Genomic DNA, 24720 nt, shown 5'->3' with positions numbered 1-24720 from the left:
CGCACTCCTGCGTCGTCTGGGCCAGTTGGTCACCCAGGTACAGACGTTCTTCGACAACAGAAGGAATCGCGCGCGGTGGGTCAGCTTTCGGTGGTCAGGCGCTGGCGGAGGCCGGTGGCACGGAGGGCTCGACGGCTGAGTGCCAGGCGGACGGCGGTTTCGGTGCCGACGACTCGTACTCGTTCCTGGGCGCGGGTGACGGCGGTGTAGAAGAGTTCACGGGTGAGGAGCCGGGATTCTTCGCCTGGCATCAGGACGGTGACCTCGGCGGCCTGGCTGCCTTGGGCTTTGTGGATGGTCATGGCGTGCAGGGTTTCGATGTTGCCGAGGCGGCTGGGAGCGAAGTCGAGGCGGCCGCGGGAGCTGTCGATGCAGACTCGGAGGGTTCCGTCGGGGCGCCGGATCGTGACGCCGACGTCGCCGTTGTAGATGCCGAGGGCGTAATCGTTGGCGGTCACCAGTACCGGCCGGCCGACGTACCAGGTGTCCCAGAGTGGGTCCTCGGTCTCTTCGGTGATCCACCGCTCGACAGTTCGGTTCCAGTGGTTGACGCCCCATGGACCTTCCCGGTGGGCGCAGAGCAGGCGGTGGCGATCGAGTGCGGCCAGGGCAGCGTCGATGTCTCCCGCTTCGGCTGCTGTCCGGATCGCGAGCGCGTCCGGCAGGAGCACGGACCGTAGGCCTTCGCGGGGATCGTCGTCCGCCATGAAATGCACCCGGTCGCCGCCGCTGCGCAGTACGGCGAGGACGTCGTCGGCGCGGTCTTCGCGGACAGCCAGTGCGAGGTCGCCGATCTCGCTTCCGAACCGGTGAGAGGTCCGAAGCTCGGCTGTGTCGATGTGCCCGCCGGCGACCAGTCCCTCGACGAGGTCGGCCAGTACCGCCCCTGCCTCGATGGAGGCCAGTTGGTCGGGGTCGCCGACCAGGATCAATCGGGCCTCGGGCCGGACCGCCTCGAGGAGCCGCGCCATCATCGTCAGCGAAACCATCGAGGTCTCGTCGACCACGATGATGTCGTGCGGCAGGCGGTTGTCCCGGTCGTGGCGGAAGCGAGTCGACGAGTCGGGGCGCCCACCAAGCAGCATGTGCAGAGTCCGGGCGTGGAAGTCGCCCAGCCTGTCGGTGTCCTTGGCGGTCAGGCGCCCGGACATCTCGCGCCGTACCGCCTCCTCCAAGCGACCGGCGGCCTTGCCGGTTGGTGCGGTCAGTGCGATCCACGGACGACGTTCCCCGGCGAGCTCTGCCTGTTCCGCGAGTAGGGCAAGCAGACCGGCCACGGTGGTGGTTTTGCCAGTACCCGGGCCACCCGTCAGAACTGTCGTCCACTGCCGTGCGGCAGTCTCCGCTGCGGCCCGCTGCTCGACGTACGCCGTACCGGGGAAGAGCCGGTCGAGCCCTGCAAGCAGAGCGGCTTCGTCGGCGATCTCCGGTACGGGTCGGCCGGCCCGGCCGCGAAGGTCCTGTTCGACCTGTCCCTCTTCTCGCCAGTAGCGATCGAAGTACAGGCGAGTGTCCTCAAGGTGGAGCGGGTGCGGATCGGCAAGCAGCGGGCTGGCGGTGAGTGCGGCGAGCCATTCGTCCATGGCGGGCCAGGGGAGCTCGGCGCCGTCATCGCCGACTTCGGCGCGGACCTCGGTCAGGTCGAGGCAGATGGATCCGGCCCGGACGGCCCGTGCCACCAGGGCACAGGCGAGTGCCACCGATTCGTTGCCTTCAGCAAGCAGCGTGGTGAGCCGGGAGGCGACATGGACGTCAGCGGCCAGGATCACGCCGGCTCTGTTGAAGTCGCGCAGCATCCCGGTCGCGCCGAGCGCCAAGGTCGAGTCGAACTCGTCGACGGTCGTGGTCATGTCGCGCTCCCGTCGAGCAACTCGGACAGCGCCAGTACGAGCGCCGTCGGCATCGGCCAACTGAACACCCCTGCGGGATGCCCGTCCACGACAGGCGTCTCCGGTCCGCACATCCCGCGCAGGTAGAGGTAGATCACTCCGCCGAGATGTACGTCGGGGTCGTAGCCCGGCAGTCGCCAACGGAGGTACCGGTGCAGCACCACCGAATAGAGCATCGCCTGCAACGGATAGTCGGAGTGCAGCATCGCGGCAGCCAGCTGATCCGGGCCGTACTCCGCGGAGGTGGCGGGCTGTTCCGGGTCGCCGAGCCGGTTGGTCTTGTAGTCGACCACGACGAACCGGTGACCGCTGCCGTGAGGGACGCGCAGTACGACGTCGATCGAACCGGAGAGGTAGCCCCGCAGGCTTTGCCGGCCGAGTAGTGGCTGTTCGAGCCGGTCGGCGTACGCAAGGAGCGGATCGCCGGCTGACAGGTGGGTGCGCACCAGCGGCGCCAACTGAGCCAGCCGTACGTCGTTCGCCACCGCCTGATCGCCGCCGGCCAACGGGATCTCGAAGTCGAGCTCGCGGAGCCGGTCGGCCCGGCCCAGATCGCCGAGGGTCAACCCCGGAACGAGCGGCCCGAGCGGCGTGCTGTGCAACGGCAGCATCGCTGTGGCCAGGGCATCGGGCGTCACGTCGACCCGCCAGAATCGCAACTGCTCGCGGACCTGAGCGACCAGCTCGGCGTGCAGATCGGGCGCGTGTGGATCCGCCTCTTCCAGTACTGCGTGGACCAGCGACCCGAACGTGGCTCCCGCCGGCAGCCCGTCCATCGGGGACGGCAGCGCATCGGTCGGCATGGCCTCCTGACCGGGGTGGTGGGGTGGGGTCAGCATGTGCTCCGCCGTCGGCGCCGGATCCACGGACTCGTCCTCGAGCTGACTCTCCTCCTGTTCGCTGGCCACACCGCCCACCTGCTGGTCGGCCGCCCGGATCAGCCCCGAGTACGACGTACGGCGCCAGGCGAGGTCGACCTCGCGGGAGAAGGTTCCGACTGCGAGCCCACCAGGCAGCTCCTCGCGGACGGGCTCGACCTGCTCGGCGATGACCGAGTCCTCGACCACTGGACCGCCGGCCTGCTGCCAGCGCCGTAGCCAGATCAGTACCTCGTCGTCGGACGAAGCTCGGTCCACGGTGTCGGGCACGACCGCTTCGCCTTGTTTGCGACCGCGCAGCAGCCGCGAGATCCCGCCGTTGATCTCGTCCCAGGACGGCGCCCACCAGGCCACGACCTGTGACTGGGCCCGGGTCAGCGCGACGTAGGTGAGGCGGATGTCGTCGCCGGCCTCCTCGGCCCGCCAGAGTTTCTGGTTGGCTCGATGGCCACGGTGCCTCTTGCCGCCGAGGTCGAGGCACCGTTCGCCGTCCTGGTGGAAGACCAGCAGTTCGGTGTCCTCGACGACGTGACGGGTGAAACCGAACGGCAGGTAGACGACGGGGTACTGCAGGCCCTTGCTGACCCACACCGTCATGATCTGTACGGCCGCGGCGTCGCTGTCGAGCCGACGGGTCCGCTCGGTCGTCCGGCCGCTGCCGGTGCATTCCTCACGCAGCCAGTCGAGCAGGGCGGGCAGGCCGAAGCCTTCGCGGTGCGCGGTCTCGTGCAGCAACTCGGCCAGATGCGCGAGGTCGGTCATATCGCGCTCGCCGCCGCGCCAGGCCAGTACTCGCTCGGTCATCCCGTGAACCTGCGCGGCCTCGAAGACCGCCGCCACGCCACTGGTCCGCAGCCGGTCCGCCCAGGCTCGCAGCGTCTGCCCGGTCCGGTCGGTGAGCTCTTCGCCGCCGGCCCGCAGGCTCGCCGCCGTCTCGCCGAAGAACATCGTGGTCGCCGCAGCGCGGACCAGGCCGGAGCGGTGCGGCTGCTCGAACGCCTCGAGCAGGCACAGCCAGTCCTGGGCGGCCTGCGACGCGAAGATGTCGAGGTCACCTGAGTAGACGGCGGGGATGCCGGCCACGGCCAGTTGCTCCCGGCAGACCCGCGCGTCCTTGTGCGTCTCGACGATCACCGCGACGTCGCCGGCGCGCAGCGGTCGACCGGCGTACGTCGCGTCGGAAGCCAGCAAGCGGCCGATGTCGGCCGCCAGATCGCGAGCGATGTAGTCGCGGAGGTCGTCCATCGGGACGTTCTTGCGTCTGGCCGAGCCGAAGTGTTCCCTGCGCGCGACGCGAAGCCGGAACGGCGCGTCGGATGGCGCCCCAGCAAGCCTGCTGCCCTCGTGGTGAGCGGCAACCGGGTGAACGACGATGTCCTGATGGCCGAGTTGAGCGCCGCCCAGCACGACCTGGAGGCAGTCGACCAGCGGCTTGTCGCTACGCCAGTTGGTGTCGAGGGTGCGCCGCTGACCGGCGGTTGCCGCGGCCGCGAGGTACGTCGCGATGTCTCCACCGCGGAAGGCATAGATGGCCTGCTTGGGGTCGCCGATCAGCACCAGCGTGCTGGGCCCGTTGAACGCGGCGTCGATGACCTTCCATTGCACCGGATCGGTGTCCTGGAACTCGTCGACCATCACCACCGACCAGCGACGCTGCAGTTGCCGCCGGGCCGGAGCATCGGGATCCTCCAGCGCGGCGGCTAGGCGGGTGAGCAGGTCGTCGTAGCCGAGAATGCCGAGGCGGCGTTTGCGGCGCTCCATCTCGGTCAATACGGCGTGCGCGAACTCGATCCGCACACCCTCCAGTGAGCCCTCGTCGTACTTGTCCGGAACCAGTCGGGTGTGCGGGTTGCTGACTGCTTTCAAGGCGATCTCGAGAGCAGTACCGCGGCTGATGGGCGGCTGGTCCGGGGAACTCCCGAAGAGATTGAGGTAGAGGTCGTCGACCACCTCGGTGACGAGTTCGCGTAGGTCGTCAACCAGGGTGACGCCCGCGTCGGTGTCACCGGCGACGCCGAGCGAGCGCAGTACGAGCTGGCAGAACTGGTGCGTCGTGGCGATGGTGGCCGTGTCGAAGTTGGCCAGCGCGTCGCGAAGGCGCAAGTGCCGCAGCGCGATGTCGTCGGCGCTGCCTTGGACGAGGTGGCCGAGCAGACCGGGGTCGTCACGCCAACGGGCGGGGTCGGCCAGTGCGAGTTCGGCTTCCAGCAGCTGGGTGCGTACGCGTTCGCGGAGTTCCTGGCTGGCCGCGCGGCCGAAGGTGATCAGCAGCATCTGGTCGAGCCTGGCGCGTCCTTCGGCCACGAAGCGGGTGACGAGCCCGGCCAGCGCATAGGTCTTGCCCGTGCCGGCGCTCGCCTCCAGCACGATGGTTCCGGTCGGGAGTTCACCGAGCAGATCGAAGGGCTCCATCAGATCGCTCCCTGCTCGAAGCGAAGCATCGGTTCCCAGAGCCGCGCCGAGTAGGCGCCGAGCCGGGTCGGTTCGCCTTGACGTTCCTCATCGGGACGCGTCGGGTCCAGCAGAACGTCGAGCCGGGTGTAGGCGCCCCAGACCTTGACGTGCGCAGGATCGGCGTTCTCGCCGTCATAGCCAGTCGGGCGCCAGCGTCGGCCGGCAGCGATCGCCGGGTCGTCGCCGGTACGGCGTGCCTCGTACCAGGCGAGCGAGGTCTTGAGGGGAAGCGGAAGCGGCTCCCGGCGACCGGCGTCGTAGATCGCGGCCAGGTCGGCAAGCAAGGCGCGGGCTTCCGGCCCGACCGGACCGAGAAGCCGGCTCGCCGGGCTGTTCCGTCCACGGCCGATAGCCAGAGCTGTCCAGTTGTGGTCCTCGTCGTGGGCGGACAGGGCGAGCAGCTGAATCCAGGAGGCGAGCAGTTGCTTGGCATCGAGGCGGGAGAAGCTGACCGAGACCAGCCGGTGGCCGTGCACGCTCGGAACGGTGCCGGTGAGCCGTCGGCCGCCGCCGAGATCGACGTCCAGATCGAACGCCCTGGGACTCGTCTGCCGGTGCTGATGTGCACTGATCGCGAGCTGCTTGGCCTCGTCGCGTACGTCGGTCGCGGTCCGCCAGCCGAGTCTGCCCGGTGGCAGCGTGCCTCGTCGCCACTCTGCTTGGAGCGCGTCGTTCGGATTGACCCCCGCCAGCATGTCGCGGAGCAGCCGGTCGCCGACCGACCACTTCTGGAGGTTGTCGATCTCCACCGGCATCACGTCCGAGACACCATCGACCTCCCACGGCAGGGTCAGGTCGAGCGCCCGGAAGAATCCCTTCACGGGATGACGGAAGAACGCCAGGAGGTCGGCCAGCGCGATGTCCTCGCCGCCTGCCGATGGCGGCTGCCCGGCCAGAAACTCGGGCCGTGGTGGCCGGGATCCCGCGGCGGCTCGGGCCGCGACGAGGGCGGTCGGGTCGAACGTGAAAGGTCCCGGAGTACCGAGCCGGCCGGCTTCCAGGTTCTTCCGATCGAACGGCTGGAGCGGGTGCTTGACCAGCACCGCTTCCCGGACCTGCGACTCGGTGGTGCGGTCGAGGACATCAAGCAGCTCACCGAGCGGTACTGCGGGCGGCCGCCGTTGCCCCGTGTACTCGTTGGCGCCGGTGTAGGTGATCACCAAGGACTCGGTCGCGGCGAGAATCGCATCCAGCAGAAGCTGGCGATCCTCGCTGCGGACGTCGCGCTCGCCCGTGATCGGAGTCCTGGCCAGTACGTCGTCGCCGTCGGCCAGTCCGAATCGAGGGAAGACGCCGTCGTCGAGTCCCAGCAGGCAGACCACGCGGTGGGGGACCGATCGCATCGGCACCATCGTGCAGACGGTCAGCGTGCCGGTCCGGAAGCTGGCACGGCTCGGGCGGCCGGCCAGGTGAGTGGACAGGAGAGCCCGGATGTCAGGCAGCCTCAGCGAGGTCCCGGCCAGATGCCCGGCGTCGGCGGCCACCTCGGCGAACTCGCGATGGACCTGGCTGATCTGCCAGTTGTCGTCGGGGACGACCCGGGTCAGCTGATCGATCCCCGCGCGCAACGCGTCGAGCCAGTCCGCGAGGGGACGCGTGCCGTCGAGCCGTTTGGTTGCCGCCTGCAACCGATCGACGTACTCCGCGAACCGGCCGGCCAGCTCGATCCGGGTGCTGCCGACATCGTCGAGCGGCAGGGTCGTGTTGATCCAGGCGTGGGCGTCGGCGGACATCGTCACGCCGGCGAGGATCCGGTCGAGCCCGAAACGCCAGGTGTTCTGGGGGTAGTCGGCCAGACCGTACGGTTCGCGGTGGTTCTGGTCGAACGCCCACCGGACCCCCGACTCGCGGACCCAGGCCGTGATGGTGTCCAGGTCGTCGTCGGTGAACCGGAAGCGCCGGCGTACCGGCTCGGCCTGGGCGAGGTCCAGCAGCTGACTGGCGGTTGCTCTGCTACCCGCGACGCCGAGCAACTGGGATGCGACGCCAAGCAGGGGATTGGTCTGGGTGAGTGACCGGTCGGCCAGCTGCACCCGCAACCGATGCGCCGGGTGGCCGTCGTCGCGGAGGTCTCCGAGGCCGAAGCGAGCGTTGATCAACGGCGCGTACGTCTCGATGTCGGGGCACATGACGAGAATGTCGCGAGGTTCCAGCGTCGGGTCGGCCTGGAGCATCTCCAGCAGCACCTCACGCAGTACGTCGACCTGCCGGGCGGTGCCGTGGCAGGCGTGCACCCGCACGCTGCGGTCATTGGCGGCCAGATGGCGGCCCACGGACCCGACGGTGTTGCTGCACAGATCCTGCTGCAGCCAGCCGAGAAGTGTGTCGGGCGTCGGCTGCGAAGGAAGGTGGCTATCGGTCGCCGGGGCAGCAGCAAGGGTCAACTGAAGCTCACGACTGTCCCGCCCGAGTGTGGCCAGCAGCGGGTGGTCGGCCGCTTGGTGACTCGTGTCGGCGGCTCGGTCGCCAGCGGTGGTGCCCGCTGCGGCCAGGCGCTCCCAGAGCGCGTTGCTGGGGTGGGGGAGCCAGAGGTGTACGTCGCGGTGCTCGGCCAGCCCGGAGAGCAACTCGACCTCGGTGACGGGGAGTCGGGTGTGCCCGAACAGTGAGAGTCGCGCGGGCAGGTCGAAGGAGTCCGGCTGATCGCGAAGCCGGGTAAGAGTTTCGGCGAGGCGAGTTTGCGGTGGCGGGGCGTTTGTCCGATCGACCAGTCGCCGCCAGAGCTCGGGTTGCCAGGTCAGGTCTTCGTCGATGGCGTCGCCCCGGCCATCGGTGTCGCGGCCGGCGCTCCAGTCCGCGAGGAGGGCGGGTCGCTGGACGGCGTACGACGCGAAGAGCCGGGCCAGCCGCGCCGCGACGGCGTACCGGCGGCCTTGACGCAGCTCGGCTTCGGCGCCGGTGTCGAAGTGGCCGAGGTGCCGGGCGACAGGCTCGCACCAGGCGTCGTCGAGGGAGTCGTCGAGCACGGCCAGCAACGGCCAGGCCATCGCGTCCGCTGCCCAGGGGTCGTCGTGGGTGAGGTCGAGCACCGCGGACACCAGCGAGCGCGGAGTTGTGAACCGGACTCCTGCGCAGACCCCGTCACCGCGGCCCGCTGCGGCACCCAAACGGTGCGCGAGCCGCTGGGAGAGCCAGCGCTCGACGCCCTTGGCAGGTACCACCACGAGTTCCTCGGCGAACGGGTCGGCGAGGGGCACGGCGAGCAGGTGCCCCAGTCCGTCGGCCAGCACGTCTGTGCGCTCGGCGCGGTGCAAGTACAGGGTCACCGACGCCAGCATGCCACGCCCGCTGCCGGGCGGTTGAAGCGCCCGGCAGCGGCTGTGGACTCAGGGAGTCACTGGGATATTGGTCAGGCCCGTCTGGGCGTTCCGGACGGTGTTGGAGGAATAGACGACGTTCTCGTCGGCGGTGCACTTGGAGCGGGAAGTGATGTAGACGGCGTACATGCCGGTGCCGCCGAGGTCGGACGAGTTGTTGCGCCAGGCGTTGCCGCAGCCGTTCGGGAACGACGGGGTGGTGGTCGGGTTGTGCGTCTCGTACCCGTTCGCGAACGTCCCGGGGGAGGAGAACGTCGCGGTGTTGTTCTCGATGACGTAACCGAAGCCCTTGACGTCCACCCACGAGTCGGCCGAGTTCTCGCCCGAGATACCGCGGCCGTCGAAGGTGTTGCCGCGGATGACCCCGCCGGTCGTGCCCTCCTTCACGTCGATCGCCTCGGCCGCGATGTTCGGGCCCAGTTGGTTGTCCAGCACCTGCACCCGGTCGGATTTGTCCACGCCACCCGAGTTGCCGTGACAACCCCAGTTGGATCCGGCCGAGCCGAGGTACACGCCCTCGCCGTACCCCTTCTGGACCAGCCCCGCATCGGTGATCTTCGAGTTCTTGATCACCCCGTCAGCAGAGGACCGGCGAAAGTGCACGGCCTCCTCGTCGGTGTGGTGGACCGACACCCCGTCGATGGTCACGTGGTGGGAGTTGTCCAGCACGATCCCCTTCTTGGACTCCTGCACGGTGAACCCGGTGAGCTTCCAGTACGGCGCACCGAACAACCACAGCCCGTATCCTGAGTCCCACCCGGACGTCGGTGCCGGGCACGACGGCGCGGTCCCGGACGGTCCATCGTTGATCAGCACGGCGGTCGGCGGACCCGTCAGCGTGATCGGCGCCGCCGCGGATCCAGCTCGTTGGGTCAGGAATGAGCCACGGTACTGCCCGGACGCGAGCCGGATCGTCTGACCGGGTTGCGCGTTCGCCAACGCGGCCTGCAGTTGCGCGGCCGTCGACACGTCGACCACCGACCCGCCACCACCCGGGCTGCCGCCCGAGCCGTACACCTCGAACTCCCAAAGTGAGTAGCCGTACGCCGTACCGCGTGCGGTGCCGTTGATCCGCACGTACCGCGCACTGGCTGACACCGGGATCTCGTCTACACCACCGTCGCCGGACGTCGTCGAATGGACAGTCGTCCAGGTCGTGCCATCCGTCGAGGTCTGGACCTGGTACGCCTTGCCGTACGCCGCCTCCCAGTTCAGCTTCACCCGCGTCAGCTCCGCCGGGGCGCCGAGGTCGACCTGGATCCACTCGGGATCATGGGCCTCCTGCGACGCCCACCGAGTCGAGCTGACGCCGTCGACCGCGCGCCCGGCCTCGAAACCGCCGCCCTCGACCGACGACGCGGTGGCCGTCTTCCCACGAGACAACAGCGTTTCCGATCCACCACCACCGCCGGGGGTTCGCAGGAACAGTGAGCCCGATGGATCGGTTCGGGTGGCGTTGACGCCGCCGTTCGGTGCGGTGTAGTCGGCGGTTTCGCGGCCGGCCCAGTCCGTGATGGTGGCGCCGTTCACCGCGAGGTGCTGGAACTTTGTTGGGTCGGATGAGCTGCTGCCGAACTGGTACAGACGTTGCCGGTCCGGGTAGTAGCTCTGGTAGGCGCCGTTCGCGGTGGTCTGCTTGCTGAGCGCGTTGTTGTAGACGACGTTCTGCGGACCGCTGGAGCCGGACCACTTCACCGCCTTCGGGCCCGCCGCCCACCAGATCGGCCACCAGGTCGAGTCGTCCGGAACGTCACCGCCCTCGTCGCCGCAGTTGCTCCGGCAGTTCTTCGACGAGTGCTCGAACGGGATGCGGACGGTGTTGTTCTCGAACAGGTTGCGCCGTTCCCAGCCGCCGTGCACGTTCAGGTCGGAGTCGAAGTCGTTGCCGATGGCCACATTGTTCGAAGCGGACCACTGGAAGGTGAAGTGACGCAGGTTCCGGGTCGTGTTGTAGCCGTACAGCGAGTCCCAGACCCGCGAACCGCGCAGGTAGCCGTTGCCTCCCTTGCCCTTGTTCCAGGAGCCGTCCAGATGGGATTCCTGAACCTGGATGTTCTTCGCGCTCTCGGTGACGATCGGGTGCGAGCCGGTCATCTCCGTTCCGACCCGGCGGACCCAGGTGTTGATCGCCCACTTCAGCACGATCCCGTGCATCTGGTACTCCGGCGCCATGTTGCCGTAGTTGTGGACGGCGTCGGCCTTGTTCAGGTTGTAGGTCCCGCCGCTCAGCTTCGGCAGGCCGGCCATGTCCTGGGTGATGGTCAGGTCCTCGATCCCGACCCCGACGACCGGCTTGAGCGGCGTCACCCGGCTCGGATAGACCGTGCCGCCGATCGCGGCCGACCCGTCCGAGGTGGAGTTCAGCGGCAGGTCGTACTCGAGTGGCTTGTCGATCGTCAGGTTCCGCCCGGCGGTGTCGACCGCGCTGATCTGGAAGATCTGCTGGCGCATGTGCAGGTTCTGGTACTTCGACGTGTCGGTGACGGTCTGCTGCTGGTAGAACTTCACCGAATTCGCCGCACCGACCCACAGGTAGTTGCCGGCCTTGAACAGCGCCATGTTCGCGGTGCTGGCGAGCTTGATCTGGGTCGTGCCCGCGGCCGAGGACTCGCGCAGCGGAACGCCGCCGGCCCAATGCTGGTTGATGGATCCTTCGAAGATGTCCTTGCGGTTCTGCGGAGCCGAGGCGTAGTCGGCGGCGTACCGCGGTGCGACCTCGCGGCTCTGAACCCGGAGCAGGCCGCGGCCCGGCCACATCCAGCCGCCCTTGCCGGTCGCCCCGTGGGTCATCCCGTCCTCGTCCCAGTCACTACCGTCGGCGGTGAGTGCGTCGTACCTGGTGTTGGTGTCGGGACGGAACACCAGCACGGTCCGGCCCTGACCGGCACCCTTGATCAGCAGGTAGCTGGCGTCGAGGCCGAGCTGCCGGGTGACGGCGATTCGTCCCTCCGGCAAGGTGATCTGCGACAGCTTGTTGTAGCCGGCCGACGGTGTGCACTGCGTTCGGATCGCGTCGATCGCGGCCTGCAGTCCAGTGGTCGCGTCACTGCCATCAGCACGGACGCTGTACTGCGAGGCCAGCTCCGCCGCGGTGATCTGGCAGTTCTGGTCGGGGTTGAGGTCGGCGGGACCGGGTAGCGGGGCGCCACCGCGGTAGCCCGCCTTGCTCCAGTCCGGCAGACCGGCGATGGGTGCCCGCCGGTTCGCGCTGGTCAGGTCAGGAATCGTTGCCGCGACTACCTGGGCCGCGAGACCCGCTTGGGCCGGGCCGATCGCGGCCACGGTGGTCGGGATGCCACAGGTCAGTGCGACCGCGGCGACCACAGCGATCCGGCATCGCCTTCGTTGCTGGGGGGATGACATGGAGGACCTCCTAAGGGGGCGGGGAGGGGGGAGCGAGCGACCCGCGGCGCGCCGGGCAGGGTGGAGCGGCGCGGGGAGCGGAGCGGGTGACCCGCGGCGCCGGGGGCAGGGCTGGCGCCGCGGGTCCGTCCGATGGGTCAGGGCACCCAGTGGTTGTGGGTGACCGTGATCATCACCTGGAGCTGGATGCTCGCCGAGTAGTAGCTGTCGGTCGCGATCGGCGTGCCGAGCATCTTGTTCCACAGGGCGTCCAGCCAGGCCTGGCTGCCCGAGTCGGTCATCGCCGTGACGGCGAACGGAGCGAAGAAGGCCGGCTCGCTACCGCTGGAGATCTGGGTGCCGGTCAGTTTGTAGCCCAGTGCGATCTGGTCCGGGTTGCCGCCGGTTTTCGACTTGATCCAGCTGTTCAGCTTGCGGGCTGCTGCCAGCGATCGGGAATCCGCTCCGGTCACCGCGTCCGCGCCGATCCGCCACGGCGTACGGCAGGCGTTCCACCAGAACTGGCCGTCGTTCGGGTCTTCCAGCACCTGGCCGGGCGCGGGCCGCGGCGAGGTGTTGGTGTTGACGACGAAGTCGGGCAGCAGGCCGGTACTCGGGGCGAAACCGGACTGCAGGTTCGCGATCGTGGTCTGGTGGGCGTTGCGGATGGTGTCCCAAGCGGTGTCACCCGTGGCCTTCCGGAAGGCACGGAAGTGGTCGACCATCCAGTCCGACGTACGGGTGATGTAGTAGTACTGGTCGCCGGAGCTGGACCAGTCGCCGAGCTTGAGCAGATTGGTGGACGGGTTGATCTCGTCCTTCTTGATGGCGTTGATGTGCCGGATCGCCAGTTGCTTGTAGTTGTAGGTCCCTGCGCTACCCCATTGGCGATCCGCCAGCAGGAGTCCGTAGGCGACGTCCATGTCGCCGTCCGTCGCACCGTCGCCGCCGTTCACGCTGCGGCAGTTGACGTCCTGCTCGGCAGCGAGCAGATCCGGGTTGACCGACGACGGGTGGTCGATCTTCCACTTGACCAGTCCGTCGAACACCTTCTTCGCATCGGGATCCGCGCCGGCCATCGTTGCCGCGATGACCATTCCGTACCCTTGCGCCTCGGCCACGTACGGGTGGTCGGCGTCCGGCGAGATCACCTGGTACCAGCCGTTGCCGCAGTTCTGCCGGACGAAGGCCGCCTTCCAGCGCTGGTAGTAGTCGACTACCTTCGCGTCCAGCGCGGACTGAACGCCCGAAGGCCGCAACATGCCCGCGGCGTACGGGATCGTGTGGCCGCCGAACGGCACTGCTGCGTCACCACCGCCAGGAGGTGGTCCGCCGTCGCCGCCGTACACCTGGAACTCGTACAGGGAATAGCCGTACGAAGTGCCGCGGGCCGTGCCGTTGATCCGGACGTACCGGGCGGTGCCGGCTACGGTCAGGTCGTCGGTGGCGCCGTTGCCGCTGGTCGTCGAAAACGCCGTCGTCCAGGTCGAACCGTCGGTCGAGATCCGGACCTGGTAGGACTTCGCGTAGGCCGCCTCCCAGGTCAGCTTGACCCGGGAGATCGGCTGGGCGCTGCCGAGGTCGACCTGGATCCACTCCGGGTCATGCCCCTCCACTGATGCCCACCGGGTCGACGCGTTGCCGTCGACTGCCTTGCCGGCTTCGAATCCTGCGGCCTCGATCGAGGAGGCCGTGGCAGGTCTTCCTTGGGACAGCAGGGTTTCGGCCGCTCGGGCCGCTGTTGGCATCAGGATCGAGGCCACCAGCACGGCCGCCGCCCCGAACACACTCATCGCTGTTATTCGTCTCACTGCCGGCTCTCCGTCCGTCGTACGGGCCCGCATGCTGATAGCACGCTAACTATTAGGAAAGCTTCCTAACGGTTGCGAGTGAGAGTAGACCGCGCGCCCATCACGGGCAAGACTTCAACGCCGACCCACCAGAAGTCGGATCTCCAGCACTCAGCCGAGGGCTGCCACGGCGTCGAGGATCCTGGTCCAGTACGCCGGCCGGTCGAGTTCCACCGCGACGCGGGCGTTGGCCGGCCGGCCGGTGTAGTGGTGCAGATCGACCGCGGTGGCACCGGCTGTCCATTCGCCGGCGGTCTCGATCACCACGTTCGCTTCGACACAGCGGACGATCGCCGGGTCGATGAGTCTGGCGACGGCGACCGGATCGTGCAGCGGCGGCGCGGTGAATCCCCACAGGCGTCGGTAGGTCGAGGCGAAGAAGGTCATCCACTCGACGCAGATGCCCGCCAGCGGCGTACCGATTCGTGCGAAGGCGGACAGGACGTCGTCGGTCACCAGGGCCTGGTGGGTGACGTTGAGTCCGCACATGGTGAACGGGATGCCTGAACGCAGGACCTGGCCCGCTGCTTCGGGGTCGACGAAGCAGTTGGCCTCCGCGTACGGCGTGACGTTGCCGCGTTCGGTGGAGCCACCCATCCAGACGATCTGGTCGATCCTGCTGGCGACGTCCGGGCGGGCCGACAGGAGCCGGGCGATGTTGGTCAGAGCCCCGGTCGCCACCACGGTGACCGGGGAGTCGTGCTTGGTCAGTACGCCGACGAGCAACTCGTGGGCCGTGATCGTTGCCTCCGGCACCTTTGGCTCGTGCTCGAACAGCGGGCCGTCCAGCCCGGTCACGCCGTGCACGTCGTCGGCGATCCGCAACGGCCGAACGAGCGGCCGGTCGGCGCCGCGGGCGACCGGGATGTCCGGCGCACCGGCGAGCGAGAGCACTCGACGGGCGTTGAGCGTGCACTTGCCGACCGTCTGATTGCCGGCCACCGTCGTCACCCCCAGCAGTTCGACAGCTGGATCGGCGATGGCGAGCAACAGCGCCATCGCATCGTCGTGCCCGGGATCGCAGTCGAGCACCATCGGGATCGCCATCCACACATGCTAATTCGGGCTGTCCTGACTGATCCGTGGGTCGTTCGTGGTGTTACGGGGTCAGCTGGCCGGTTGGAGGGCGCCAACCGGTGATCGACTTTGGGCGCGGGCTGGGCGTCGTTGGGCGGGTGGGTGTCTGGCCGGTGCACAAGGTGGCTGGGTGGTCAAAAGGGGCGACTGATCAGGTTGGCGGGCCCCCGGCGGCTACCGGTCAGCACTCCCGGGTCAAGAGACCGACCCACGGATCCGTCAGGAGAGCCCTAATTCGGCCCCAGCGAACTAAGCGTCTGCCTCCAGGCCGTAGCCGGGAGGCGGACGCTTCGGTCAGGCTGCGGCGAGGAGATCGATGAGGGTCGTCCGGGCGCGGGCTACTCGAGAGCGGATGGTGCCGATCGGGCAGCCGAGGTGGCTGGCTGCTTGGGCATACGGGACGCCGGCCAGTTGGGTGAGGACGAAGACCTCGCGGCGGTCGGCCGGGAGTTTGTCGAGCAGGTCGGCGAGGGCGATCCCGTCGTCGAAGCCTGGCAGGTCGGATGGTTGGGCTCGTTCGGCGGCGAGTTGCCAGTCGCGGTCGGAGAGTCTCGGGCGGGATGCCTTGCGGCGCAGGTCGTCCGCGACGGTGTGCCGGGCGATGGACAGCAACCAGGTCCGTGCCGATGAGCGACCCTCGAAGCGGTGCAGGCCTTTCAGTGCGCGCAGGAAGGTCTCCTGGGTGAGATCGTCGGCCGACTGCGGATCGGCGCTGAGCTGGCTGACGTAACGCCGGACGTCACGCTGGAGGGCACGGATGAGGTTGTCGAGGGCAACAAGGTCGCCTTCGCGGGCGGCGATCGCCAGGCGGGTAGATGTCTCGTCGGGGCCGGCGGGCGGTCCGATCGGTTGTTCGAGCAGGGCAGAAGCCATGGCTTGAGTCCTTCTGGAAGTCCAGGATCCGGCGCCGCACGATCAGGTACGGGGCCGGCGAGCGGAAAGGCCTGCCGGATGGCAGGCCTCAGCCGGAGCGGCACCTGGTCTCGGTGGCGCTCCGGTGGGACGGCCGTCAGACGACGGCGACTCCGCGCGGTGGACCCCTTGAGGTGATGGCGTGAACGAGGAGGAACGGCCGAAGCGTCCTGGGGGAGTGGTGCGGCCGGATGTTCGGCTGGTGGAGGGTGACTCGTGGGCCGGAGATCAGTCGCAGCGGGAGCAACAGCCGCCTGGTGGCGGTACGGAGAACGGCGAAGGCAGCCCGTTCCCCATAAGCCAGCCAGAAGCCGCAAAGCAGCGCCGCAAGCAAGTGAGCGGCGAGCATGCCGTACGACCCCATGCCGGCCAGATGCTCAACGCTGGTCTCGGCTGCTGCCTGCATCGAATGGTGGCCATGAGCGGCGTCGGCCGCCATCGGCATCGTGTGGTGCGCCATGTGCATGGCATGCGGATCCGACGGAGACTGCGGGTGGCGTTGCGCCTGCGCCGCGGAGAACCACAGATGCAGCGTGCTCTGCGCCGCCAGCGTCACGAGGACCACGAACGGTACGCCGCGCTCTCGGTCGGCCACGAACCATGCGGCCATCCCGACGCCGGCGAAGGAGGTGCCCAGCGCCCATCCCGGTATCGGCGTTCCGGACATGAGGTGATGACCGAGGGCGGCGAGCAGCACACAGATGGCCGCGAACATCGCGGCCCGCGTTGCTCGGAATCCCCAGGCCGGTCGCATGGCTGAACCATGGTCGCACCTCCTTGGCGGTCGCCACAGAGGACCCAACTCCGGGACCATGGCGCAGGTCACATCCGGCACCCGGGAACCAATCACCACAGCGATCCGACTACTGCCTTGGAACTGCGGACAAGGAGTGGACGTGACCGAAGTACAGCGCTCGGAGGTCGAGACGGGTGCCCAGCCGTCGTCAGGCCGGGCCGGCTCGGCGAAGACCGGCGCGCGCAGCGGGGGCTCGGGGATGTTCCGGGCCTTCTGGCGGTGGCACTTCTACGCCAGCTTCCTGGTGATCCCGGTGGTGGTGCTTCTGGCCGGGACCGGACTGATTTACCTGTTCCGGTTTCAGATCGAGCCGATGCTGCACGCGGAAGTGATGAAGGTCGAGCGGCCGGCCGGATTGCAGGCCCAGCCGTACGCCGCGCAGGTCGAAGCGGTGCAGCGGGCTTTCCCGGAGGCGACGGTGGTGTCGATGACCGAGCCGTCCGCGGCGGATCGGTCGACGACGTTCTCGCTCGACACGGGCGACGGGCCCCGGGACGTGTTCGTCGATCCGTACGAGGGCAAGGTGCTGGGTTCGCTGAATCCCGACACCACGCTGTCGGGTGGCGCGATCCGATTGCACGGGGATCTGATGGTCGGCCGGTGGGGCGAGTACGTGATCGAGATCGCCGCCTGCTGGGCGATTGTGATGGCCCTGACCGGCTACTACCTGTTCTTCCGCGGCCGGGTCGCCAGAGCGCGGCGCCGCGCGGCTGGTGCGGCCGGCGCCGTACTACGGTCGCGGCACGGCCGGACGGGCGCAGTACTCGGTGTCGGGCTGTTGTTCCTGATCGTGTCCGGGCTGCCCTGGACAGGGTTCTGGGGTGAGAAAACCCAGCAACTCGTGACCAGCCAGGGCAGCTCGTTGTGGAGCGAGGATCATGGCGCGTTGTCGAATCCGACCTCGACGCTGGACGAGTCGCTGCCGCACAGTCACACCGTTCCGTGGGGGCTGGGCAAGACCGAGGTGCCGAGCTCTGACCCGTCCCAAGCGAAGCGGTCGGTGGCGACTGTCGACACCGCGATCGAGGTCGGGCAACGCAACGGCCTGCGGCACCCGATGACGATCGCGCTGCCCGACGGCGACGAAGGCGTCTATTCGGCGATCGGCTACGCCTTCCAGGACCCCGGCAAGGAACGCACCGTGCATGTCGACCAGTACGGCGGCCGCGTGGTCTCCACGTACGGCTACGGCGACTATCCGGCGTTGGCCAAGGTGGTCTCGCAAGGCATCGCGCTGCACGAAGGGCGACGCCTCGGGCTGGTCAACTTCTGGGCCACGGCCTTGTTCTGCGCCGGGGTGATCTTCATGTCGGTCAGCGGCCCGATCATGTGGTGGCGTCGACGTCCCTCCGGCCGAGCGGTAGGCGCACCACGGGGCCGGCTCCCACTCCGCGCGACGCCGGCCCTGGCCGCCCTGATCGTTGCCCTCGGCCTCTTCCTCCCACTCTTCGGCATCACCCTGGCCGCGCTACTCCTCCTCGACCAACTCCTCCTCCGCCGATTCCCCAGCCTCCGCGACTGGTTCAACGTCACCCCCTAGCACAGGCGCCGCCGAACTGCGCCGTGATGATCGCCGAATTGGTCACCGCGCAGTTGAGATAGCCGTCAGCTGTTCTCGGTGATGCGGCTCATCGACGCATTCCCGTTCGCCAGGGACTGTGCGAGGACTTCGGCCTTGTCTGTCCCGTTGGCGGCGAGGAATGTTGTGGCAGCCTCACGACTCAGGACGAGTGCCAGTGAGATGGTCTTCCCGGCCTTCTCCACCCACGAAATCAGTCTGTCCACCAGCTCGGCCGGCGTTCCTTGCGTGTCTACCAGGGACGGGTCGGCGGTGGTCACCGAGGTGACGCGGAGGTGGTCGTCGAAGTCCAGCACCAGCGACGTCCACAGCTCGCCGTCCGCGTGAACGCCAAGCACTGCGCTCGATCGGGGTTCGACGTAGGCGCCGACGGCTGCACGAACTTCGTCGTAGGAGGCACCCAGTCGCCACTGCAGGCCGAGCGTCTCGCGCGCCGGTCCGGGACATGTGACGATCCCGTCTGGGTAGGAGTCCAGTGTGGCATAGGTCTTGCGGATGTAGTCATCGAGGTCCTCGTCGATGGTCCAGTTATCCTGGACCTCGGCGAAGTAGCTGTCCACCGCGTCCCGCTCCATCACCACGACGAAGTCAACGAGGTGTTGGTTGGCCTCGTAGAGCTCGCGGGCGACACGCTGCGGATCGTCGATGACGTCGACGCGCCCGTTGACCGGCAGACCCGCGGTGTGCTGGAACTTGAGCACCCGCCCGGCCTCATGGATGACGACCAGGCGGCGGCATGCCTTGGCTGAGTGGAGCAGCAGCGCCTGGGCGTTGCGCCACTGGTCGACGTCGATGTCGGCCATCAGAACGTTCTCGTGCAGCATCGCAGACTCCCTCAGGCGCTGAAGACGCACCGGTAGACGTGAATCGAGTAGGGCGGCAGACTCTCGGCAATGGTCGTTCCGTGGGTGGCCACGTCCCGTCCGTCCCAGATCTCCCGTACGGCGTCCAGCTCCGTGCCGACCTCGATCTCGGCCGGGATCGTCGCGGCGGTCGGGTTGGCCACGAACACGACCTTGGTCCTGGGATCGCCGACCGTGTGATGCACCGTGACCTCGATCGCTGGGTCGTTGGCGGTCATCTTCACCAGGCCGGAGCGCCCGCACACCTCGGCCAGGATGGCCGGCACGGTGTCCAGGTCGGGCACCAGGATGATTCGGCCGGAACCGATCTTGGCCTCAGCTGCTCCGGCGGCCAGCGGGACAGCATCCGCCAGAGCTTCCCGGAGCACCGTGCACGGCCGCATGGTGCTGTCCAGACTCGGGGCTTTCGGCCCGATCACCAGCGTGCCACCGCTGTCGACGTACTCGGCGAGCGAGGTCTGCAGGCCGGAATCCAGATAGTCGAAGGTACTCAGCACCAGCAATTTGTGTGCCTGCCAGCGCTTGGCAGGCAGCGCTGTATCGGACAGTACATAACCGAATCCGGAGCGGGTCAATGCATCCGAGAACGCCGAGAACCAGGTCGCCTTGGCCAGCTGGACAGGCTCGTCGAATCCGAGCGAGTCCTCGCTGACCGTCAGAGCACCGGCGTACTCCGAGAAGCCCGAGGGCGTTTCCAGGAAGTCACCCGGGAAGGAGATGAGGACCGACGCTGCTTCGAGCCGGTCATATTCACGGTTGGCGAGCAGCAGGACGTCCTCCTGCCTGCGCAGGTTCCGGAAGTCGCCGGCCTCGAGCATCTCGTTGACAGTACGGAACATCTCGACCTTCTCGGGCCGTTCCCGGCCGTCGCGGCGGATCGGCGAGTCCAGCCAGCGGTCGCGTTCCACCAGCATGTAGCGGGAGAACCCCCGGATGCCGTGCATCAGGGCCGCCTTGGTGACGAACTCCTCGTCATCGAGATCACCAGGGTTGAGGTACCACGGCCAGACGCCGGCGATGAACTCGGGGATGTACGGGTACCGGCTGGTGCCCACGACGTACGAGGCGATCGTCTTGACGTGGGAGTAGAGCTCCTTGCGCGAGTAGATGTCGAACCCGACGAAGTCGAGGTGCTCCTCCAGGGCCGCGAGGTTGTACGGCGCGGTGAACCCCGAGACCGCTCCGCCGGGGCCGAGAGGGTGCGGATAGTTGTGGAACAACGCGATTCCGGCCAGCCCTCGTTCCCGCATCATGTCGGCGAGCCGGGCCATCGAGGTGATCAGGTAGCGCTCGCGGTACTCGGCCCAGTCCGCGTACCACGGGATCTCCTGTCTGCTGGTGGCATCGAAGCGCCTCGGCGGATCGAGCGACTCCACGCTCGAGTAGCTGGCGGAGTACGCCGAGTTGAGCCCGGGCAGGTCGCCGTACTTGTCGAGGACGAACTGCCGGTATCCCTCGATCGAGGCGTCCGAGTAGTCGGCGATGTAAGCGTTGACGCCGAAGAAGTACGCCATCTCGTTGTCGACCTGGGCCGCCACGATCCCACCGTGCGGGTAGGCGTGCTTGGCGAGGATCGAGCAGATCGCGTCGTACCACAGTGCGGTCTCGGCGAAGAACTCCTCGCTCGCGTAGTTCAGCGCAGGAATCGGTTTCGGCACCTGGGTCAGGACGACCTTCGAGCCCCTCGCGCTGCGCGCGTGCAGCCGTTCGTCGGCCAGAATCCGCTTCGGATAGCCGAAGTAGGTGAGCTCGGAGTTGATCTGAGGGCCTGGACGGACGACGATCTTGAACCCCTTCGCCTCGCACAGGCTCAGGAACGCGTCGATATCGTTCGACGGGTTGACCTGGCCGAAGTCGAAGCGACCCCGCTCGATCTCGTGCACCTCCCAGGGGATGTAGATCGAGATCATCGTGAACCCCATCCGTCGCACCGAGTCGAGAATGGAGTCCCACTTGTCGCGATCGAGGCGCCAGTAGTGGACGGCACCGCCGTACAGGGCGGTTGCTTCACCGTGCAGGGTGAAGGCGCCGTTCCGGAGTGCGATGGGGCGATATACATCAGCCGACGGGGACAAAGCTGCTCCTATCCACCACGAGGTGTGGCTACTTCTTCCGGGCAAGGGCGACGGCGAGGATGATGATGACGCCGCGGACGACCTGCTGCTGGCTCGATTCGAGCCCGGCGAGAATCAGGCCGTTGTTGATGAGACCGATCAGGAGAGCACCGAACAGCGTGCCGATCACGGCGCCGCGGCCGCCGAACAGACTGGTGCCGCCCAGGATGACCGCGGCGATGGCCGACAGTTCGTCGCCGGATCCCCACTGGAACCGGCCGGACTGGAGCCGGCCCGCGTAGAGCATGCCGGCGACCGACGCCACCGTCGCCGAGATCAGCAACACCTGGAACTTGATCCGCCTGGTGTCGATACCGGTGAACTCGGCCGCGGTCCGGCTGCCGCCGGTCGCCACCACCTGCCGGCCGAACCGGGTTCGGTTCAGAACGACGGCGCCCACGACGACGAAGGCCGCCATCCAGACCAACAGACCCGGGATCGGCCCGAAGTCGCCGCCACCGAAGATGAGGTTGAAGGTGTCATTGAGGATCGGCTGAGGCGCCGAGTGCGTGATCCACTGCGCCACGCCCGCGGCGATTCCGAGCATCCCCAAGGTGACCAGGAACGAGGGGATGCCGAGCCGGCTGACGAGACCGCCGTTGATGGTGCCCACGACGACGCCGACAGCGAGTCCGGCAAGAATTCCGGCCATCAGGCCCCAGTGCGCGATCGCCATCGCCGAGCAGACGCTCGCCAGGCCGGCCACCGAGCCGACGCTGAGGTCGATCTCGGCGCAGGCGATCACGTACGTCATGCCGACCGCGATCACCGTGATCGTCGCGGTCTGCCGGAAGATGTTCAGCAGGTTGCCCTGGCTCAGGAATCCGTCGTCGCGCAGCAGTACGGCGAACAGCACGAACACCGCGACGAAGGCGATGTAGATGACGTAGCGACGCCAGTCGACGTCGGCCAGACCTCTGATGAGGTCTCTCGTACTCCGGCCGGAGGTCGACAGCGGAGGGCGGGCGGTAGTCGGGTCGGCCATGTCAAAGTCCTTGGACGGCGAGTTGAAGGGATTCCTCATCGGGGATGGCCGCACGCGCCAGTTCGTCGGCCACGGCGCCGTTGCGCAGCACCAGCACCCGGTCGCTGACGGCCAGCAACTCGGGAAACTCCGAGGAGATGACGATCACGGCTCCGCCGGCGTCGGCGAGCCGACGGATCATGGCGACGATCTCGCCCTTGGTGCCGATGTCGACGCCCGCGGTCGGCTCGTCCATGATCAGCACCTCCGGCCGGGTACCGAGCCACTTGGCGATCACCACTTTCTGCTGGTTGCCGCCGGACAGCCGCCGTACCGGTTGATCCGCATCGCCGGCCTTGATCGCGAATCGTTCGATCAGAGTCCGGCTGAGCCGCCGGCCGGATCTGGTGTCGAGGAAGGGCCCGCGCCGGATCGTGTCCAGGACCGGCAGCAGCAGGTTGTCCGTGACCGAGTGCTCGAGGACCAGCCCCTGCTCCCGGCGATCCTCGGGGATCAGCGCGATGCCGGCCCGCTGCGCGTCCCGCGGGTTGCGGACATCGATCCTGCGGCCGTGCATCCGGAGTTCACCGGAATCGATCCGGTCGATACCGAACAGACACCGGGCGAGTTCGGAACGACCGCTGCCCATCAGCCCGGCGATGCCAAGAATCTCGCCGGCCCGCAGCTGGAAGGAGACACCCCGCACTCGCGTACCGGAGTAGAGGGTGATTGCCTCGAGCAACACATCGGTGCCGGCGGAGGACTCGCGTTCCCGGTAGCTCAGCGCGCCGTCATCCGGCCGGCCGATGATGCCCTCGACGATCTCGGCCGGGGTGACCTCGTCGAGCCGCCGGGTGAACAGGCTGCGGCCGTCGCGCAGGATCGTGATCCGGTCCGCGATCCGGTAGATCTCGTCCATCCGGTGCGAGATGTAGATGATCGAGATCCCCCGCCCCTTCAGCCGGCCGATCAGCCCGAACAACGCATCGACCTCGTTCCTGGCCAGGCTCGCGGTGGGCTCGTCGAGAATGAGCACCTGGGCGTTCTGCGCCACCGCCTTGGCGATCTCGGTCAGCTGCCAGTACGCCGTGGACAGGTCGCCGACCACCGCGTCGATGTCGACCTCGACCTCCAAGTCTGCGAAGATTCGTCGGCCCCGATCGCGGGAGTCCCGGTCACTGATCATGCCGACCCGGTTTCGCTTCTCCGCCGTTAGATAGAGGTTCTGGGCGACGGTGAGACTCGGAACCAGACTGAACTCCTGGAAGACCATGCCGATCCCGGCGGCCTTGGCGTCGTCGACCGAGCTGAACGCGACCGGCGTACCGGAGACCAGGATCTCGCCCGCGTCCTTGGTGTACACGCCTTGCAGGATCTTCATCAGGGTCGACTTGCCAGCTCCATTGCCTCCGGCAAGGGCATGGACCTCCCCGTAGCCGACCTCGAAGTCGACGCCCAGCAGCACCGGCACGCTGTCGAAACTCTTGCGGATCCCCCGCAGCTCAACGACCGCGCTCATTTCTTGAAGGCCTTCTGCAGATCTGCCGGAGCATCGACGTGGTAGACCTGCTGCCACGCCTCGAGCACGCTGTCGTGGGTGACCGGCAGCGCGCTGAGGGCGATGTAGGGCGGTGCGGTCTTGCCGAGCACCGCGCCGGCGGCTAGTTTCGCCTCGGTCACGCCCTGGTCAAAGGGTCGCTGCGCGCCGAGGCCGACGACCAGTTGGTCCTTGGCCAGCGCGATCGCGACGTTCTTGCCGAGGTCCTGGGTCGCGATCTTCAGATCCGTCCGGCCGGACGCCCTCGCGGCGGCCATGATCCCTTCGGCGGGCACGTCCCAGACGCCCCAGATGCCGGCCAGGTCCGCGTGCTTGCTGAGCATCGCGTTCGCGGCCGCCTGAGCGTCGCCCGCGAAGTCCGGCCCGGCAATGCCCTTGGACTCGACGATCTGCACGTCGGGGTAGTCCTGCGTGATCGTCGTCCGGAAGCCGTCGTAGCGCTGCTTGGTGACGAAGAAGTCGGCCTCATGGAAGATCACCCCGATCTTGCCCTTGCCACCGAGCGCCTTGGCCAGCAGGTGCGCCGACACGACGCCGTTGCCGTAGTTGTCGGCCGACACGACACTGACGTAGTCCTTACCAGCCGTCATCCCCTGCGGCACGTTGTCCATGAAGACGAGCTTGATCCCGGCGGCCGCCGCCTTCTTGTACGCAGTCGCGGTCGCGACCGGGTCGGTCGGGATCGACACGATGATGTCTGGCTTCTTCGTCATCACCGTCTCCAGGTCGGAGACCTGCTTGTCTGGCTTGAAGTTGGCGTCGGTGGTTGCGACGACCTGGATGCCGAGCTTGCCGAACTCGTCCTTCAGACCGGCTAGCTGGGCGCTCGCCCAGTCGTTGCCGCCGTAGTGCATGACGATGGCGGCGGTCGCACCCATCGCCTTGACCTTCGTGACCTCGGCCTCGGTCAGCGCGGCCGTCTCGGCCTTCGCCGGTTCCTCGCCGTGCGGACCCTTGCTGAGAACCTTGCCCTGCAGTGCGGCGAGCGCCTGGTCGGCTTTCGACGAGATCCCCGGATCCGGGGCCACCGACCCCTCGGAACTCGGTGAGCAGGCACTCAGCACGAGTGCGATCAGAACGATGCCCGATAGTGAACGGCGCAACATCATCACCAGCTCCTCTTGGTC

Annotated in this window: 14 protein-coding genes; 1 reads left to right on the top strand and 13 read right to left on the bottom strand. The window is 67.9% G+C overall.

Annotation, left to right across the window (positions count from 1 at the left end):
• Window positions 1–80 precede the first annotated feature (80 nt).
• From recD to A3ES_RS0101765, 8 genes are all read right to left on the bottom strand, one after another.
• The gene (gene recD / locus A3ES_RS0101800) at window positions 81–1850 is read right to left on the bottom strand and encodes an exodeoxyribonuclease V subunit alpha (RefSeq protein ID WP_020385058.1); all 1770 of its coding nucleotides are present in this window, start codon (window positions 1848–1850) and stop codon (window positions 81–83) included.
• A complete protein-coding gene (locus A3ES_RS0101795; RefSeq protein WP_020385057.1) occupies window positions 1847–5179 on the bottom strand; it encodes a UvrD-helicase domain-containing protein in 3333 nt (1110 codons plus the stop codon). Before A3ES_RS0101795 ends, recD begins: the two co-directional genes overlap by 4 nt.
• Window positions 5179–8487, bottom strand: coding sequence for an exodeoxyribonuclease V subunit gamma (recC, locus tag A3ES_RS0101790; RefSeq protein ID WP_026162476.1), 3309 nt, complete (start codon window positions 8485–8487; stop codon window positions 5179–5181). Before recC ends, A3ES_RS0101795 begins: the two co-directional genes overlap by 1 nt.
• 60 nt (window positions 8488–8547) lie before the next feature.
• Entirely contained in the window at window positions 8548–11901 is a 3354-nt protein-coding gene (locus A3ES_RS54925; RefSeq protein ID WP_083933120.1) for a discoidin domain-containing protein, read from the bottom strand.
• 137 nt (window positions 11902–12038) lie between these two features.
• Entirely contained in the window at window positions 12039–13673 is a 1635-nt protein-coding gene (locus A3ES_RS0101780) for a glycosyl hydrolase family 8 (protein WP_020385054.1), read from the bottom strand.
• Between the two features lie 168 nt (window positions 13674–13841).
• Window positions 13842–14777 carry a nucleoside hydrolase gene (locus A3ES_RS0101775; protein ID WP_020385053.1) on the bottom strand — a complete coding sequence of 312 codons (936 nt, stop codon included), beginning with the start codon at window positions 14775–14777 and terminating at the stop codon, window positions 13842–13844.
• A 324-nt stretch (window positions 14778–15101) separates the two neighbouring features.
• Window positions 15102–15680 (bottom strand): sigma-70 family RNA polymerase sigma factor, encoded by a 579-nt coding sequence (locus A3ES_RS0101770; RefSeq protein ID WP_020385052.1) that lies wholly within the window; start codon window positions 15678–15680, stop codon window positions 15102–15104.
• A 136-nt stretch (window positions 15681–15816) separates the two neighbouring features.
• Window positions 15817–16473: a hypothetical protein gene (locus tag A3ES_RS0101765; RefSeq protein ID WP_020385051.1), complete on the bottom strand. Its 657-nt coding sequence runs from the start codon at window positions 16471–16473 to the stop codon at window positions 15817–15819.
• Between the two features lie 142 nt (window positions 16474–16615).
• Here A3ES_RS0101765 and A3ES_RS0101760 point away from each other — a divergent pair, with 142 nt between their 5' ends.
• Window positions 16616–18055: a PepSY-associated TM helix domain-containing protein gene (locus A3ES_RS0101760; protein WP_020385050.1), complete on the top strand. Its 1440-nt coding sequence runs from the start codon at window positions 16616–16618 to the stop codon at window positions 18053–18055.
• A gap of 65 nt (window positions 18056–18120) precedes the next feature.
• Here the strand turns inward: A3ES_RS0101760 and A3ES_RS0101755 are convergent, their stop codons facing one another.
• From A3ES_RS0101755 to A3ES_RS0101735, 5 genes are read right to left on the bottom strand one after another with little or no spacing between them, the layout of a single operon-like run.
• The gene (locus A3ES_RS0101755; RefSeq protein ID WP_020385049.1) at window positions 18121–18918 is read right to left on the bottom strand and encodes a hypothetical protein; all 798 of its coding nucleotides are present in this window, start codon (window positions 18916–18918) and stop codon (window positions 18121–18123) included.
• Window positions 18919–18929: 11 nt separating this feature from the next.
• Window positions 18930–21032, bottom strand: coding sequence for an alpha-amylase family protein (locus A3ES_RS0101750; RefSeq protein ID WP_020385048.1), 2103 nt, complete (start codon window positions 21030–21032; stop codon window positions 18930–18932).
• Between the two features lie 28 nt (window positions 21033–21060).
• Complete coding sequence (locus tag A3ES_RS0101745; RefSeq protein ID WP_020385047.1) at window positions 21061–22056, bottom strand: ABC transporter permease; 996 nt, start codon at window positions 22054–22056, stop codon at window positions 21061–21063.
• Window position 22057: 1 nt separating this feature from the next.
• Window positions 22058–23554, bottom strand: a complete 1497-nt coding sequence (locus A3ES_RS0101740) for a sugar ABC transporter ATP-binding protein (RefSeq protein WP_020385046.1) — start codon at window positions 23552–23554, stop codon at window positions 22058–22060.
• Complete coding sequence (locus A3ES_RS0101735; RefSeq protein WP_020385045.1) at window positions 23551–24702, bottom strand: substrate-binding domain-containing protein; 1152 nt, start codon at window positions 24700–24702, stop codon at window positions 23551–23553. The genes A3ES_RS0101740 and A3ES_RS0101735 overlap by 4 nt, the downstream gene beginning before the upstream one ends.
• Between the last annotated feature and the right edge of the window lie 18 nt (window positions 24703–24720).

The organism is Kribbella catacumbae DSM 19601 (genome assembly GCF_000372465.1).
In the GTDB taxonomy this organism is placed as follows: domain Bacteria; phylum Actinomycetota; class Actinomycetes; order Propionibacteriales; family Kribbellaceae; genus Kribbella; species Kribbella catacumbae.
This window is presented reverse-complemented; position numbering and strand designations above follow the sequence as displayed.